Annotated in this window: 12 protein-coding genes; 4 read left to right on the top strand and 8 right to left on the bottom strand. The window is 43.9% G+C overall.

Going from position 1 to position 16504, the window contains the following annotated elements:
• Window positions 1-132 precede the first annotated feature (132 nt).
• A complete protein-coding gene (locus C0V77_RS09965) occupies window positions 133-525 on the top strand; it encodes a DUF2141 domain-containing protein (protein ID WP_101726196.1) in 393 nt (130 codons plus the stop codon).
• Window positions 526-651: 126 nt separating this feature from the next.
• On the opposite strand, the gene C0V77_RS09970 is transcribed toward C0V77_RS09965, so the two are convergent.
• Together C0V77_RS09970 and C0V77_RS09975 are read right to left on the bottom strand one after the other, a co-directional pair.
• Window positions 652-1446: a thymidylate synthase gene (locus tag C0V77_RS09970; RefSeq protein ID WP_101726197.1), complete on the bottom strand. Its 795-nt coding sequence runs from the start codon at window positions 1444-1446 to the stop codon at window positions 652-654.
• A gap of 631 nt (window positions 1447-2077) precedes the next feature.
• Window positions 2078-4420 (bottom strand): acyl-CoA dehydrogenase, encoded by a 2343-nt coding sequence (locus tag C0V77_RS09975; RefSeq protein WP_229236252.1) that lies wholly within the window; start codon window positions 4418-4420, stop codon window positions 2078-2080.
• Between the two features lie 293 nt (window positions 4421-4713).
• Between C0V77_RS09975 and C0V77_RS09985 the strand changes: the two genes are divergently transcribed.
• Complete coding sequence (locus tag C0V77_RS09985; RefSeq protein WP_101726200.1) at window positions 4714-5547, top strand: hypothetical protein; 834 nt, start codon at window positions 4714-4716, stop codon at window positions 5545-5547.
• Here the strand turns inward: C0V77_RS09985 and C0V77_RS09990 are convergent.
• From C0V77_RS09990 to C0V77_RS10000, 3 genes are read right to left on the bottom strand one after another with little or no spacing between them, the layout of a single operon-like run.
• Window positions 5535-6014, bottom strand: coding sequence for a YdeI/OmpD-associated family protein (locus C0V77_RS09990; protein WP_101726201.1), 480 nt, complete (start codon window positions 6012-6014; stop codon window positions 5535-5537). The genes C0V77_RS09985 and C0V77_RS09990 overlap by 13 nt on opposite strands.
• A gap of 2 nt (window positions 6015-6016) precedes the next feature.
• Entirely contained in the window at window positions 6017-6427 is a 411-nt protein-coding gene (locus C0V77_RS09995; RefSeq protein ID WP_101726202.1) for a TfoX/Sxy family protein, read from the bottom strand.
• Between the two features lie 17 nt (window positions 6428-6444).
• Complete coding sequence (locus C0V77_RS10000) at window positions 6445-6867, bottom strand: OsmC family protein (RefSeq protein ID WP_101726203.1); 423 nt, start codon at window positions 6865-6867, stop codon at window positions 6445-6447.
• A gap of 657 nt (window positions 6868-7524) precedes the next feature.
• Between C0V77_RS10000 and gatA the strand changes: the two genes are divergently transcribed.
• Both gatA and C0V77_RS10010 read left to right on the top strand, forming a co-directional pair.
• Complete coding sequence (gene gatA / locus C0V77_RS10005) at window positions 7525-8949, top strand: Asp-tRNA(Asn)/Glu-tRNA(Gln) amidotransferase subunit GatA (RefSeq protein ID WP_101726204.1); 1425 nt, start codon at window positions 7525-7527, stop codon at window positions 8947-8949.
• 270 nt (window positions 8950-9219) lie between these two features.
• A complete protein-coding gene (locus C0V77_RS10010; RefSeq protein WP_101726205.1) occupies window positions 9220-10743 on the top strand; it encodes a lytic transglycosylase domain-containing protein in 1524 nt (507 codons plus the stop codon).
• Between the two features lie 144 nt (window positions 10744-10887).
• Here C0V77_RS10010 and C0V77_RS10015 read toward each other — a convergent pair whose 3' ends face one another.
• From C0V77_RS10015 to C0V77_RS10025, 3 genes are all read right to left on the bottom strand, one after another.
• The gene (locus C0V77_RS10015; protein ID WP_101726206.1) at window positions 10888-11166 is read right to left on the bottom strand and encodes a hypothetical protein; all 279 of its coding nucleotides are present in this window, start codon (window positions 11164-11166) and stop codon (window positions 10888-10890) included.
• Between the two features lie 431 nt (window positions 11167-11597).
• Window positions 11598-14225 (bottom strand): DNA mismatch repair protein MutS, encoded by a 2628-nt coding sequence (mutS, locus tag C0V77_RS10020; RefSeq protein WP_101726207.1) that lies wholly within the window; start codon window positions 14223-14225, stop codon window positions 11598-11600.
• Window positions 14226-14563: 338 nt separating this feature from the next.
• Window positions 14564-16501: an ATP-dependent endonuclease gene (locus tag C0V77_RS10025; RefSeq protein ID WP_101726208.1), complete on the bottom strand. Its 1938-nt coding sequence runs from the start codon at window positions 16499-16501 to the stop codon at window positions 14564-14566.
• Window positions 16502-16504: the final 3 nt, after the last annotated feature.

Below are 16504 nucleotides of genomic sequence, written 5' to 3' on the forward strand. Positions count from 1 at the left end.
CCCTTGTTAGAATAGCGTATATGTTCTATATTTTTGAAACTCAAAATAAATAATAAATTGTGAAACTGATTGTAATTATCTTGTTTCATTCGTTAATATAGCTCTGGTTTAAAAGTAAATTCTGAAAATCTGATGAAAAAAATGCTGTTTCTGTGGTTGCTGAGCTTTGGTGCGCTGGCACAGCAACCCGTTTTAAAAGTAAAAGTAAGCGGTTTTGAAAACACAAAGGGGAAACTGATGCTGGAAGTAGTAAATGCCAGCCAGCAACCCCAAAGCCGGATGATGGTGCCCATAGGCAACAAGCTGGCCATGGCAGATATACTGGGCCTAAGCCCGGGGCAATATTCGGTGCGGGTGTATCATGACGTAAACGGCAACCAGAAACTGGATACCAACCTGATAGGCATACCGAAAGAACCCTGGGGGATGTCGAACAACGTAAAGGCTGTGCTTGGCCCGCCAGATTTTAAAGAAAGCCTGTTCTGGCTGAAAGAAGATAAAACAATTGAGATTGTACTGCACTAAGGCTATGCTTTGTTTTGAAGTAGCATGCAGAAAGATGTTGGGGTGTTTGCAGAAAGATTTGTTTCTGCCCACAGGCAAAGCCAGATGGCAGAAACAAATTGTTATAGCCCACCAAAAAATTTGATTTTATACCGCCACAGGCGCTTTAATGGCCGGGTATGGGTCATATTCTTCCAGGCGGAAGTCTTCAATTTTAAAGTCGAAAATGCTTTTCACCTCGGGGTTTATCCACATTTTGGGTAGTTTGCGTGGCTCGCGCGATAGTTGCAGTTCAACCTGTTCCAGATGGTTCAGGTAAATGTGGGTATCGCCGCCTGTCCAGATAAACTCATGTGCTTCCAGCCCGCACTCCTGCGCTATCATCATGGTCAGCAAGGCATAAGAAGCAATATTGAAAGGCACACCCAGAAAAACATCGGCACTGCGCTGGTATAACTGGCATGACAGCTTGTTGTCGGCCACATAAAACTGAAACAAGGCATGGCAGGGCATTAAAGCCATTTGCGAAAGCTCACCGACATTCCAGGCAGAAACGATAATCCGGCGCGAATCAGGAGATTTTTTAAGGGTATTGATTACTTCCTTCAGCTGGTCTATACTCCTGCCGTCGGCGGTTGCCCAGCTGCGCCATTGCTTGCCGTAAATGGGCCCCAGGTTGCCATCGGCGTCCGCCCATTCGTCCCAGATAGATACGCCGTTTTCTTTCAGGTATCCGATGTTGGTTTCGCCTTTGATAAACCACAACAACTCATGAATAATAGACCGCGTATGTACTTTTTTGGTAGTTACCAACGGAAAACCCTCTTGCAGATTAAACCGCATCTGATAACCAAAAACGCTAATGGTACCGGTGCCGGTACGGTCGGTTTTTCTGGTTCCGTTTTCTAGTATATGTTTGAGTAGGTCCTGATACTGCTTCATGGTATTGCGGCTATATAGAATTTTTGCAAAGGTAATGAAATTATTAATTTAAACCCGTAGTGCATTTGGAATCGGAGAATTTAAGCTGCCAATAATATTCAAAAGGGTTTGATTGAACCATTCAGTTCAACATCTTCAAGTCTTTTGATGCAGAAATGAATCTGCACTTGCTTTGGATTGCTTTTAGATTGATTCTGCATTTTTTGAAAGATTGGGTATCCCGTAGGGATGATATATTGGTTGAAAATATGGCTGATACACTTCTAAAGTCCCATCGGGACGATATATTAACTACTCAACAATAAATATATTATCCCTGACGGGATACGCAGCTATAAGCCCAATCTACGTCTACTGATATACCATCCCTACGGGATTCCGTTTGAATGGAAGGTTAACTGATTAAATGCAACCATCTTTGATTATGGCTAATTTGAGGTGTATGCTTCTTAAATGCACTAAGAGTTAATTTAAGTAACGCTGATTTAACCGGTGATTTGGGAGAGGGGGCTGTCTTAAGAAGAAATTCACAAAAAAAAGCCTTGCAAAAACCGCTTTAAGACAGCCGCTCTCCAAATTTTCATCTAACTAAACATGGCTGCGACCAGGATGTCCGCGCCACAATAAAGGCTTAACCTAACACAATGGGCGCTGCCAGGCAAGAGTCCGGAATATTGAATGCCTCAACCAGTGGTACGGCATCGGCTCTTATATCCCAGCATAACTGGTTCACCAGCTTGCGGATAGCCTTGGTTTTGGCGGCTTCCATGTAGCCTTCTTCCAGATACCAGCCTTTGTTATGCTCAATTTCCGACAAAGCAAATAACTGTTTCAGTTTGGTCAGAATCACCTTCAGGCCTTCGTCTTCTACTCCGTTTACAGCCGTTTGAAACTGCTCCAGCATCAGCCTGTCCAGATACGCCCGCGCCACATCCTGCATCTGGTGTTGGGCTACGTTAAAGGCATCGTAGGCATCAAGCCCGCTTTCAATGAGCTTTTTCATACGGCGCGCCGCCGATGCCAGAATCACCTTCTCGCGGTACTCAAAAGCATTTTTATGGAAGGTGTCGTCTAGCAGATGTGCCTCATCGGTATTGCGGGTAGCCATTGGGTTTTTCTGCATTATTACCGTTTTGGTTTGCTCATACACGTAGTTAAGCATACCAATGCTATCCATCTGCTCAAAGGTTTTTCTGAACTCGGCCAGGCGGCTTTTGGCTACCAGCTGCATCAACACGGTGTTGTCGCCCTCAAAGGTGGTATAAATTTCGGTATCGTTTTTCAGGGCATCAATGCGGTTTTCAGACAAATAACCCTTGCCGCCGCAGGCCTCGCGGCATTCCTGCAAAATATCGCGGGTGCTCCAGGTTACATACGACTTCATACCGGCAGCCAGCGCTTCAATTTCCTGCATATCAGCCTCGGTTCTATGCAAAAACCGATGGGTAAGGTATTGCAGGCCAAAGTGCATGGCATAGGTTTTGGCCAGCAGGGGTATCAGCCTGCGCTGGTGCATGCGGTAGTTCAGGATAGGCACCTCAGAGCCACCCTCGGGGCCAAACTGCCTGCGTTGGTCGCCGTATCTGATGGCAATGCTTAACCCCGATTTAGCCGCCGAAAGCGCCGAACGCGGAATACCGATTCGCCCGCCAACCAGCGTACCCAGCATGGTAAAGAACCGGCGGTTGTCGCTCGGAATCGGGCTTTCAAACAAACCATCTTCATTAACGGTAGCGAAGCGGTCGAGCATATCGTCTTTGGGTATCACCACGTTATCAAAACTGATGGTGCCGTTATCTACGCCGTTCAGCCCCATTTTAGGGCCGCAGTCGGCAATGGTTATGCCCTTTAGGGTGTTGCCTGCTTCGTCGCGCAATGGCACTACAAAAGCATTAACGCCGTAATCTTTGCCATCAATAATCAGTTTGGCAAAAACGGTGGCCATGCGGCCATGTCTGGCGGCGTTGCCAATGTATTCTTTTTGTGCTTTGGGGTGCGGTGTATGTATAGTAAAACTCCGCGTGCTGTGGTTATATGTAGCGGTAGTTTCAATGCCCTTCACGTTTGAGCCATGATTGGTTTCTGTCATCGCAAAGCAACCGGGGATTTCGAGCGTACCTATTTTTTGCAGGTACTTTTTGTAGTGTTTTTCGGTACCTAATGAATACACGCTCATGCCCCAAAGCCCAAACTGCACGCCGAATTTTATAACCAGGCTGAGGTCATGGTAACTGAGGGTTTCCATAATGGCAAAGTAGTCGGCAATGTTGTTGCCCCCGCCATATTCTTTGGGGTAGGCCATATTACCCAGATGCTCGGCAGCCAGTATTTTGCACCATTGCAGCACTTTTTCTCGGTACACTTCTATATCGGTTGAGGTCTCGTAGGCAAATTCAGGCCTGCTGATAACCCCTTTTACCAGATTGATGACAGGCGCATAGCTGCCATCAAGCAATTCGGTTAGCTTGCGGGTATCAAAACTATGGGTAGTATGGTGTATAGACGTAAAAGTTTTACCGGCTGTTTTAAACTGGCTGATGGCCTCTTCACCGGCCAGGCCCAGGTTCAGCTCAAGGGTTATAAAGGCCGGTTCCAGTTCGGCCACGTCTTTATCATTACCCGACAACCAAACCGACACATCAAAAATATCTCTGGCCTGTGGCAATGCCTGCAAGGCTGCTTCAATTTCGGTTTTCCAGTTGGCCAGTTGCTGCCTGCCGGGCGGTGTGGCTATATTAAGCTGGGCCATCAGGTATTGCTGCTCGGTTGCTGTAAGCCAGGGCTGGTTGTCTATAAAGTCTTTGAGTGTCTGTAATTCTTTTTGGGTCAGGAGGTCGTCTGACCAGACCAGATAAAAAAGCGGAAGAAAAGCCTTCAATTTTTTGTTCTCCATCATGCAAATCAATTGTGGTGGTATAGTGGGTAAATATACCGGTTTCTGCAAAGCCCCAAACGGGTTATACGGTTTTGCCATTTCGGCAAAGGTTACAGGCAACCGGGGTGTTTTATGCCATAACAACTTTGAGCGCTATTTGGTTAATGAGAAAAAGAATATTTTATCATTTTTTTGCAATAATTGTATAATTTATTTTATTATTCTAAGTTTTTTGTTAGATTAGCTTACGCTTTGACCCGTAAACAGTATGCAGCCTAAAACCTAAAGGAGTGTCTCGCACCGACACCACAACCGATGCTGTCTTTCAATTCTACTGCTCTGCTAATTTTCACCAAAAGCAGCAAAAACTTATTATTTTTTAACAGGTTGACATGGCAGACCAAAATCAGGAAAGGGAGGTAATCCTGCTTACAATAGATATAGCCACACTTGTTTACCTGACGGGTTTTGCCTTGATTTTTGCACTGATACTAGTGCTTAAGCTAAAACACTGGAAAGATACGCTTGAAAAACTGGAAACCCGGGCGCAGCAGGTACAGGCTATATTATTAGAGCGATTGGCACATCAGAATAAATTTCTGAATCAATTAAGAAAAGAATTGCATGAGAGCCCTTGCCAGCTGCTCTTTGTGGCGCAGATTAACCTCAATATGGCAGAGGAAGACCAACCCACGGGCGATGAACACATTCTTCTTTTTACGAATACCAACCGGCTGATAACCCAGACGATTCAGGAACTGCGGAATCTGATGAGAAGACTGGAAGAGGCTGCCGCCCCGGCTGAAAGCCTTACGGCGGGTATCAGACATGAACTGGATAAAATAAGTAATACCAGGCAAACAAATACCCGACTGATGATTACAGGCAGGGCTTACGCGCTGGAATCGGCGAAGGAGATTATTCTGCTAAAGATGATAGAGCAACTTTGGTGTGCCATACCGGCAGAAACCTTACCTGAAGAATTGCGGGTTGAGATAGACTATGCTACCCGAGGCTTTTCGTTAAAGATAATTATGGCCAACCTTAAGCCTTTAAATGCCGGGCAGGCACCTATTTATTTAAGACAGGCCGCAACCCTGCGGCAACAATGCCGGTTAATAGATTTTGAGTACCACCAGCAGGTAGAAGATAACGGTAGTGTGGTACTGCAACTTTTTGCCCCTAAGCCTGTAAACAAACGCAGGTACAAACATTATTGTTGGTGAAACTTCTGCCCGCTTGCCACTTTTTCAATGGTTTTTACGATTCTTGCCGCCCGGGTTTCGTCGGTTTTGGCAGAGTAAATCCACTCAATAAAACCTTTTTTTTCGCCTTCAGAGTACGCCATGAATTTTTCATACAGGCCGGGTTCGTCTTTCAGGCAGTCGGCCAGTTCTTCAGGCACATCTGTCGGCAGGTTGTCAGCATATAAAATAACCCTTACGGTGTCGCCGAGTTGTTTTTTGATTTTCTTTCTGATTTCTGCCTTTACCGGAAAAAACAACCGCCCCTGCCCCATGGGCATCAGGTTATAGCCGCGTATCTCATAGCCGTCAACCGTACCCCTTACCCGCACCCAGCCGAAAGGCCCTTTGCGCGGGGCATCTATTTCTTTTATTTCAACGTATGTCCACCCACCGGGGGCGTCCATTTTTTCGAGGCGATACTCCTGGTCAATCAACGGTTTTTCCATAGCTATTTAGATTTTTTAGCCAAAGGGTTGTAATTGAGGCAAAGCTGCAGCCAGTGTTCAAGGTCTTTCCGGGTTCTGAAACCCCGCCCGGTTAAGTACACGTAGCCCTTCATGGCCTTACCGTTAAAGTCCATTGGCAGGCAATCGGGGTTTTCTATGGCTGTGGCAAAATCTTCGGGGCTCAGGCGGCAGAGCACCACGTCTTCCCCTGTCTTTTTATTGGTATGCGTGGCACAGCACATCTTGTCGTCGACCATGATACAAACCCCGCTGAACATGGTTTTTTCAGTAAAACTTACCTGTTTTTCTGTAAGAATGTCTCTGATTCTGTTCAGAACGGCTTCGTTGTAGGGCATGGGCGAAAAAGAATTATTGGTAAATTGCAGAGAGATGGCATGGCCTTCTCTCTGCACCAGTTTTCAGTTTTACCTTACTCATTCAAAGAATAAGAATGGGTTATTTCGGCAGTGGGCGACAACTGCGCCGTGGCCGAACAATATTTCTCCATTGATAACTTGATGGCTCTTTCTATCTTCTCGGGGTCAATGGTTCCCTTAAATGCGTAATGAATATTAATTTTTCTGAAAGGCTTCATTTCTGTACCTTCTATCTGAGTACGCTCGCCTTCTACACTTATCCGCAGGTCTTCAATCAGCTGGCGTTGTTTTTTAAGTACCAGTATTACATCAATGGCAGTACAGCCACCCAGGCCCATCAGCAGCAGCTCCATGGGTCTGGCACCGGCGTTATGCCCGCCTATCTCCACGTTGGCATCAATGTGGTTGGTTACTCCTGATACTCCCGTTGCCTCAAAATGAAAGGCATCATCCACTCTTACTAATTCTACTTTCATATTATTATTTTGTTGTAGTATTCTTTATTCACTTAATAATTCAATCTTTCCATTGATTAAATCCACTTTTTGTTAAGTTTTTTGGATTTACTTTTTTTTGAAAAAAAGTAACAAAAAAACATTCATCATTTAAACTCATACAATTAAAAATCTGATATTTCACTTCTTTTTTGCAAAATTCTCTACCCGATTTTTAACTCTACTCAAACAGAAAATGATGTTTTATTGTCTTTAATTTTAGTTGTCACTCTTTTTTTGAAATTTTCACGTTAATCATCTCTTCGTGCAACTCTGTGCCAAACTTGGCGTACCTCCGTGATAAAAATAAATTGTGTAACATTGAGCTACTTTGTGTACATCGTGGCAAAATTTTCTAGCAATCGGATTTTCAAAAATATAAATCAATTATTTTATACATACGAAAGCAATAAATCCTTATACGAGGTTTCCTGATTGCGACGTACTGAAAGTTCGCCTTAAAGAGTCAATTCGACAATCTGCAACCGATATTCGACAATTACTTGGTTTTAATTCTGAAAGTTTTTTAAGAAATTGCAGTTTCAAACAGCGCATAGCCATTTTAAACAGGTTGTGGCACACCAAGGTACTGGCAATTCAGTAACAAATAAAACAGATTTTTAAAGAAAAACCGATAAAATGGCGAAATACAATTCACTGAGAGAAATTCAGGAGGCAATCAGAAAACAGGAGACGTCTTGTGTAGCGTTGGTGAAATATTATCTGGAACGAATTGAGGAAAATAAAAATCTGAATGTTTTTTTGGAAGTGTATGCCGACGAGGCATTAAAAAAAGCCACTGAGGTAGACGAAAAAATAAAAAACAACACCGCCGGCAGGCTGGCCGGAATGGTCATAGGCATAAAAGACGTACTGGCTCACCAGGACCACGGTTTACAGGCAGCCAGCCGGATTCTGGACGGCTTTGAGTCGCAGTTTACGGCAACGGCGGTGCAAAGGGTAATAGACGAAGACGTAATTATTATAGGCCGCCAGAACTGCGACGAATTTGCGATGGGGTCGTCGAACGAAAACTCGGCGTTTGGCCCGGTACGCAACTATGCCGACCCTACCCGTGTGCCGGGTGGCTCGTCGGGGGCGTCGGCGGTGGCAGTACAGGCCGATATGTGCCTTGCTTCGCTGGGTTCAGACACGGGCGGTTCTGTTCGTCAGCCGGCTGCTTTTTGTGGCGTTATTGGTGTAAAACCTACCTACTCGCGGGTTTCGCGCTGGGGTCTGATTGCGTATGCGTCGTCATTCGACTGCGTGGGGCCCATTACCCGAGATGTAAACGATGCCGCGCTTCTGCTTGAAATTATTGCCGGAGCAGACGAGTACGACAGCACCGTATCAAGCCGCCCTGTGCCCGCTTTTACCAAGCAACTAAGCCCCAAAAAACACTACCGCATTGCCTACATGCGTGAGGCGCTGGAAAGCGAAGGGCTGGACGAAGACGTTAAACAACGAACTTTTGAGACCATAAACTGGTTAAAAGACCAGGGGCATGTGGTAGAGGCTGTAGACTACCCATTGCTAAAATATCTGCTACCTACTTATTATATACTGACAACTGCCGAGGCCAGCTCTAACCTGTCGCGTTTTGATGGCGTTAAATATGGCTTCAGGGCAGGCAGCAAAATTGACAATCTGGAAAGTCTCTACAAAAAAACACGGGCAGCAGGCTTCGGGGCTGAGGTTCGGAAGCGCATTATATTAGGCACTTTTGTATTAAGTGCAGATTATTATGACGCCTATTATACCAAAGCACAGCGGGTTCGTCGTTTAATAAAAGAGTCGACCGACAAAATCCTGTCGGCTTATGATTTTCTGATTTCGCCCACTACCCCAACGCCGCCCTTTAAAATAGGTGAAAAATCGGAAGACCAATTGCAGATGTTTCTGGCCGATATTTTTACGGTACAGGCCAATGTAATCGGGAATCCGTGCGTTTCGATTCCGAACGGACAGAGTTCAGACGGCCTGCCGATTGGAATACAGGTGCTTGGCAAAAATTTTGAAGAAAGTGAAATGCTGGCCTTCGCTAAATTTTTGCAGCAACAGTAAGCCCCTGAAAGCGGTTTGAACAGCCCTGCGCCTGGCTTAAAACAACTGTTTTTCAAGGTTTTCGGAAAACCCCGATGGTTGTTTCAAGGTATAAAAGTTGCCTCAAACCGGCTTCCAAATGCTTATTGTTTTTTCAGAAAAATTTGAAAATATCAAAAAAAGTTTTACAATTCCTTGACAAACAAGCGGTTGTGTTCTATTTTTGACAAACATTGCTTTCTTAGTGCCATTACAAAAGCTGAAATCCCTTAGTAAAAAGATATTGAAATTATGACATTACTCAAGAAGTGCCTCGTCATTGCGAGCTTTATTGGCTGTGCCTCATTTACCGTTCAAGCCCAGTCTGTAATTCCAAAAGAAGCCACATTGGTATCGTCTGAAGACACGCTCAAAGAGCAACCTGTAGAAGCCTTTATACCAAGCGCCGATGCCAGAAAGGTACGCGAAGGGTTTCAGAAAATGCAGAAGACTATTCCTTTGGAGTACAACGCCACAGTGCAAAGTTTTGTAGAATACTTCATTTACAAGAAGCCCAGTTTTACAAAGCGAATGCTGGAGAAGAAAGATTTCTATTTCCCGATTTTTGAGAAATATCTGGCTAAATACGAAATGCCCGACGAGCTGAAGTATTTGTCGATGATTGAATCGGCCCTGAATCCGAAGGCGGTATCAAGAGCCAAGGCAGTAGGTTTGTGGCAGTTTATGAAACCAACCGGCCGTGAACATGGCCTGAGAATTGATGAATATGTAGACGAACGCATGGACCTTGAGAAATCGACTGATGCCGCCTGCCGTTATTTCAGACAATTATATAAGATATTTGGCGATTGGGAACTGGTGCTTGCTTCTTACAACACCGGGCCGGGTAACCTGAGAAGGGCCATTAGACGTGCCGGAAACATTACTAACTACTGGGAGCTTCACCCCTACCTGCACCGCGACACCCGCACTTATGTACCGCAGTTTACTGCCATTATGTACATGATGCACCATGCCGATGAATATGGCATTGCCGGTGATGATTCGTTAAGAATGGCGCCAAGAGAATACCAGACCATAACCGTAGACGGCTATGTAGATGTAGAGGCATTCAGCAATGCCAGCGGTATCAGCCTTGATGATATACAGTTATTAAACCCCCACCTGCTAAAAGACCATGTACCGGCATCGAGCCGTGGCCTTGACCTGAGGATTCCGGCTGAAAGCTATGCTTATTTTGAGGCCAACCGAAATACTATTCTGGAGGCGGCATCTAAAAAACAAGGCAATACGATGCTGGCGTCTAACGAAGCCAGAACCGAACCCGGTGTGGTAATTATAGGGGGCAACAACAGCGGCTATGCCCAGGCTGAAAGTGAAAGTGAAGAAGAAGAAAACGTAAAACCCGAGCGCCAGGAAGACGAGGTAAGAAAGATTAAGAAAGTAAAGAAAAGATACCACGTAGTGAAACGGGGCGAAGTGCTGAACAGAATAGCCACCAGGTATAATGTGGAAATGTATGACCTGAAGGTTTGGAATCACCTGAAGTCGTCTAAAATACTGGCTGGCCAACGTCTGGTGATTCTGGATGACGACAACGAGGAAGTAACAGAGGTGGAACGCATTGTTAAAAACGAAAGAAAAACCAGAAACCATATTGAAAACACCAAGCCGAAGTATCATGTGGTGCAAAGAGGAGACACCCTCTGGAAGATATCACAACGTTATGGTGGCATTTCGATAGAAAAGCTGAAAAAATTGAACGGATTACGATCTAACAGCGTAAAAGCCGGACAAAAACTTAAAATAAGCTGATTGGGTTAATACCTGAGCCAACAAAAAACTCCCTCACTAGCTAAGCGGGGGAGTTTTTTGTTTTCTGTGCGTTTGCTGGCGGGGTATTTTTGGTTGAATAAGGCTTAAAGAGCCCGGCCAGCCAATCAGACAGAACGGAACCCATTACTTCATAAGAAAAGAGGCAATGGTGCTTTCGATTTTCCGTATCGGAACCAGAAAAGGTTTATCGGTAATAGTTACCTCAATCTGGGTTTCGGGGCTACCAGGCTCAGAGAGCACCAGATAGCTGCCCTTTACGTCGCCTATGGGTGTGTCAATACTGAACGTACCTTTGGTGTCGTTTCCGTTGAAAACACCACCTTTACCGGTGATGGCATTTCCGGCAGCGGAAGCGAACTCGGCAGAAGTACCGGGGTAAGCAATGTTGAATGATGATGCCATAGTTGAAAGAGTTTAAATTAACAATTGTGTGAAATTTAATAAAAGTTTTTGAGGTTTCAAGCCTCATATAAATTTAAAAAACGAAATAATATTTGGCAAAGTTCCGCCAATGAACAGTTGCGGCTATTTAAAGAGGGCGTGTAGAGACGCACTGCGTGCGTCTCCGGGGGCCTGTTTATGGAGTAGAATTTTGTTTAAAAAACAGTCTGTCAAATATCAATTCGGAAGTAACCAGATTCGGCGATGAGCCGCAAGCATTGCGGCTTTTCCGTTACAACAGCTCGTTCAGATACAACCACACGAATCGAATCACTTACTACAGATGTATCATCCCGACGGGATTTTAATTCCAAAACAATCTCTTAAAACTGTTTCGGGAAAATCCAGATTCGGCGATGAGCCGCATGCACAGCACCTCTACAAACCTTCCGTTACAATAGCTTCACCAGCTCGTTCAGTTTCAGAAGCGCTTCAATGGGCGACAGGGTGTTGACATCCAAAGCCTGTAATTTCTTCTTTACGGCTTCCAGCTTCGGGTCTTGTGGTTCAAAGAAACTGAGCTGGATATTGTTTTTGGGTGCCTGCTGGATTTTCTCCTTATTGTTTTCTTTGATGTGGTCTTCTTCCAGATGATGCAATATTTCGTTGGCTCTTAGAACCACCGATTGTGGCATACCAGCCATTTGTGCCACGTGGATACCAAAGCTATGTTCGCTGCCGCCTTCTTTCAGCTTGCGCAGAAACACCATTTTGTTATCCACCTGCTTTACTGCCACGTTGAAATTCTTGATACGCGGAAAATCATCCGCCAGTTGGTTCAGCTCATGGTAATGCGTGGCAAAGAGTGTCCAGGGCTTGCTTTTGGCGTGGTTGTGCAGGTATTCGGCAATGCTCCAGGCTATGCTCACGCCGTCATAAGTGCTGGTTCCTCGACCAATCTCATCCATGATTATCAGGCTGCGGTCGCTCAGGTTGTTCAGGATACTGGCCGTTTCGGTCATTTCAACCATAAAGGTAGATTCACCCCTCGACAGGTTGTCGCTGGCCCCTACCCTTGTGAAAATCTTGTCTACAATGCCCAGTTCGGCACTGGCGGCAGGCACAAAGCTGCCTACCTGCGCCATTAATGAGATGAGGGCCGTTTGCCGTAACAAGGCCGACTTACCGGCCATATTCGGCCCCGTAATGATGATAATCTGCTGGGTTTCGTCGTCCAGAAACAGGTCGTTCGGCACATAGCTTTCGCCCAAAGGCAGTTGCTGCTCAATTACGGCGTGGCGGCCTTCTTTAATGTTCAGCACCTTGTTTTCGGTAACTGTTGGCTTGCAATAATTATTTTTTCGTGCCACTTTGGCAAAAGAAGCCAGGGCATCCAGCACCGATATCACCCGGGCATTTTGTTGTATCTGTGCTACAAACTCGCCGGCAGTGGCTACCAAAGCATTAAAAATTCGCTGTTCAATCTCAAAAATTCTGGTCTCGGCAGTCAGAATTTTATCTTCATAAATCTTCAGTTCCTCGGTTATATACCGCTCGGCGTTTACCAGTGTCTGCTTTCTTATCCATTCAACCGGCACTTTGCTCTTATGGGCATTTGATACCTCCAGATAATACCCGAATACCTTGTTATAAGAGATTTTGAGCGACGGAATCCCCGTGCGTTGCGCTTCGCGGTTCTGAATTTCAATCAGGAAGTCTTTGCCCGAAAAAGCAATCTTATGGAGTTCGTCCAGTTCGGCATCTACTCCGGTTTTTATCATATTCCCCAGATTGGTAACAATCGGGGCATCGTCTCGTAGTTCCCGGTCTATTTTATCGAACAGATACTTGCAGTCGGTCAGCTGGGCTACATATTTCTGCAGCACATCAAATGTCTGGCTGCCGTCTTCCAGCAGTTTTTTGATGGGCGGCACCTGTGCCAGCGCCCGTTTCAACTGCCCCAGCTCGCGCGGACTAATCCGCCGAACGGCCACTTTAGAAATCAGGCGTTCCAGGTCGCCAATGGGTTTCAGCAGGGTAGTCAGGTTTTCGGCTACCTCATCTTGCTGCACAAAAAACTCAACGGTATCCAGGCGTTCCTGTATCACGCTTTTTTCTTTCAGCGGTAGCACCAGCCATTTGCGGAGCAGCCTGGCACCCATCGGCGTAATGGTCTGGTCTAGTACCTGAATGAGTGGTACGCCGCCTTCATGTTGTGCAAAAACCAGCTCCAGATTGCGGATAGTGAAGCGATCGAGCCATACATATTTATCTTCGTCGAGGCGGGTAAGGCGCGAGATATGCCCCATTTCCTTATGCTCGGTATCTGACAGATACCGCAGAATAACCCCTGCCGCCACTATGCCTTCGGTGAGGTTTTCTACACCAAAGCCCTTGAGGGAAGCAGTACGAAAATGATTGATGAGCAGGTTATAGGCGAAGTCGTACTGGTAGGCCCAGTCTTCAAAACAAAACTCGTTGAATTTATCGCCGAAAGTGCCATGAAATTCATGGCGGTACTTTTTGCAATAGAGTACCTCTGCCGGAGCAAAACTTTGCAGCAGTTTATCGATATAGGCCGTGTTGCCTTCAGTAGTGAGGAACTCGCCCGTTGAAACGTCCAGAAAAGCCACCCCGAAGTAATCGGGACGGGCGAAATGTATAGAAGCCAGATAGTTGTTCTGGCGGGTATTGAGTACGTTATCGTTGAAAGAAACGCCCGGCGTAACGAGTTCAGTAACGCCCCGACGCACAATGCCCTTGGCGGCTGAGGGGTCTTCAAGCTGGTCGCAGATGGCTACGCGCTCGCCTGCACGCACCAGTTTGGGCAGGTAGGTATCCAGCGAGTGATGCGGGAAACCCGCCAGTTCTTCCTGCGCACCGCCGTTGTTGCGGCGTGTTAAAACAATGCCCAGTATCCTGGAGGCCTTGATGGCGTCTTCGCCGAAAGTTTCGTAGAAATCACCCACACGGAACAGCAACACCGCCCCCGGGTACTTGGCCTTTATCTGATTGTATTGTCGGTTGAGAGGAGTCTCCTTTGGCTGTTTTACGGTTTCTTCTTTTGACGGACGTGCCACTTTATTCGGGATTTTATCTGCTAAAACAGCCAAAGTTACGCATTTTTATTGATGGATGCTAAGGTGGGTGAAAGGAAAATGCGGGGGGGCGAGTGTGTTGGTCCGTTCGTAAGAGTATGGGTGCTATTCGTGTGTAGAGACAAGGCAATGCCTTGTCTCTACAGTAGCATTGACGAAAACCAGTTGTTTTTTTTAGTTTTGGCTAAATGTTTATTATTTAGTTGGTGTGTATGGCGTTCTTGGAATGCTTGTTGGTAATGATGTTTACACACGGACTGATTGTATGGGATGGTTGACATATTATAAACTTGCATCTAATGAGAAATAAAGCGAATTCTTTAATTATTATTCAATTTTTCAAATGCACTAATAATGTTACTATCAATATGTCTGCTATCAACTAAATACTTTAAAATCATTTTTGCTGAATCACTACCTTTACTATTTAATATATCGTAGTCTACATCTTCAATATTATTTTCCTTTAGCTTATTCCTTATTTGAGTTTGGAGTTTTATGTAAAACTTATCCATCTTAGCCCCTGCACGATCCGTAGGAATCGATGACTTGATATGCTCAATATCCTCTCTGGTAACTGTTACTCCAAAATCATGAAGCTTTTCATTACAGATTTGTACCCAAATACTTGAATCGATAGAATCTTCTATATCTTGTTTACCCACAAAAAACATATTCGAAGTAATAGCTCTTTGACCTAAATCATAAGAAAAATCATTATCAAAAAGGAAAACAACATTATTGGTATCCTTTTTAAACCCATTGAAAACACTCTCTAGAATTTGTTTTACCTGCAGCCAACCATTTTTCCCTTTTATATTGATAATCTGAATATTATCTTCCTCATGAGAATTACCTTTCCATAGTCTATATAGTCCAGGAATAAGATGAGCCTCAGTGTCTCCCTCAATTATTAAAAACTTATTGTAAAATAAAAAATCACTATTTCTAACATTTAAATTATCATAAATAGAATCTATGCTGTCGATACCATACAATTCACTATAACCGATAGAATTTTGCATTACACCAGTTATAGTATTTAGTTTTATTTTATCAATAAATATGGTAGAATGAGTGCTTAAAATAGTTTGTACATTACCAAATGAAATATTTTGTATAAGGTCAAACAATTGACGCTGTGCAGTAGGATACAAATGAGTTTCTGGTTCGTCAAAAGCCCATATAAACTTCTTCAATGTTTTTTCGTTTCCTGAATTTACGCTAGCTGCTGTTTTTAACATTGCGAACCAAATTTGCCTTTTTACACCTTCGCCTTGAGCATCCAAATGAATATCTCCATCTGCATTGGATTTATTTATAATAATGTCAGTTATTGACTCTTTCAAATCTATAAATACTTTAGTTTTAATTGCAGTTATATTGGGAAAATCTTGGCCTATAATCTTATGTATGTTCTTAAGTTTTTCATTAATACCATCAGTTATGCGCGTAGCCGTACCTGTTACTTGAACCTTAAGTGGATTTATATGTTCTTCTAATAATTCACGCATAGCATCACCTGCAAGTCCCTTAATCTCCTCCAAGGAATAATTCCAATCCAAATATCTAAAAGTAGGTAAAATTTCCTTATCCCCTTTATCAAACTTAAACTCACTCCAATATGCAGAAGAACCTAGGAATGAGTATATTGCCCTTACTTTTTCTATGCTAGAAAGTGGGCCAGAATTGTTTTTATTAATAAGGTGTTCTTTAGGGACTTCCAATTCTTTAACCTTATTAGTTAATTGTGAGCTAGTCAAACTGAAAGCCGATAATCTTTCTTCTTTTATTTTGCAATCCTTTAATAATACTAATGATTTAATTGAATTATTAGTCGTATCAAAACATTTGGTAATCCATATATAATTTGAATCATTTGATTCTATAATCCATCGCGCTGTGGTTGTTAGAGATTCAAGTATAGGTTCAGATAATTCACCATCATGGATATTTAGTTTACCTAATACGTAACATTGATTTCCATTATATTCCAAAGAAGGTAACCCTTCTTGAGCAATAAAATTTTCAAATTCATTAATCTCCAAAGGAGAATTAGAAAAATCTCTCCTAGCACTGTTATCCTTTGAGAAAGAAAAAATTGCCTTATCATTAAACAATAATTCAGCAGCTTTTAGAATGGTAGATTTACCACAATCATTGACACCAATTAATATATTTGGCTGTTGAGCTTTAAACTCTATTTTAATTTTTCTACAACTTCTGTAATTTATTACTAGCAATTTTTCTAATATCATGAT

Origin of the sequence: Emticicia sp. TH156 (assembly GCF_002855535.1) — a bacterium.
In the GTDB taxonomy this organism is placed as follows: Bacteria; Bacteroidota; Bacteroidia; order Cytophagales; family Spirosomataceae; genus Emticicia; species Emticicia fluvialis.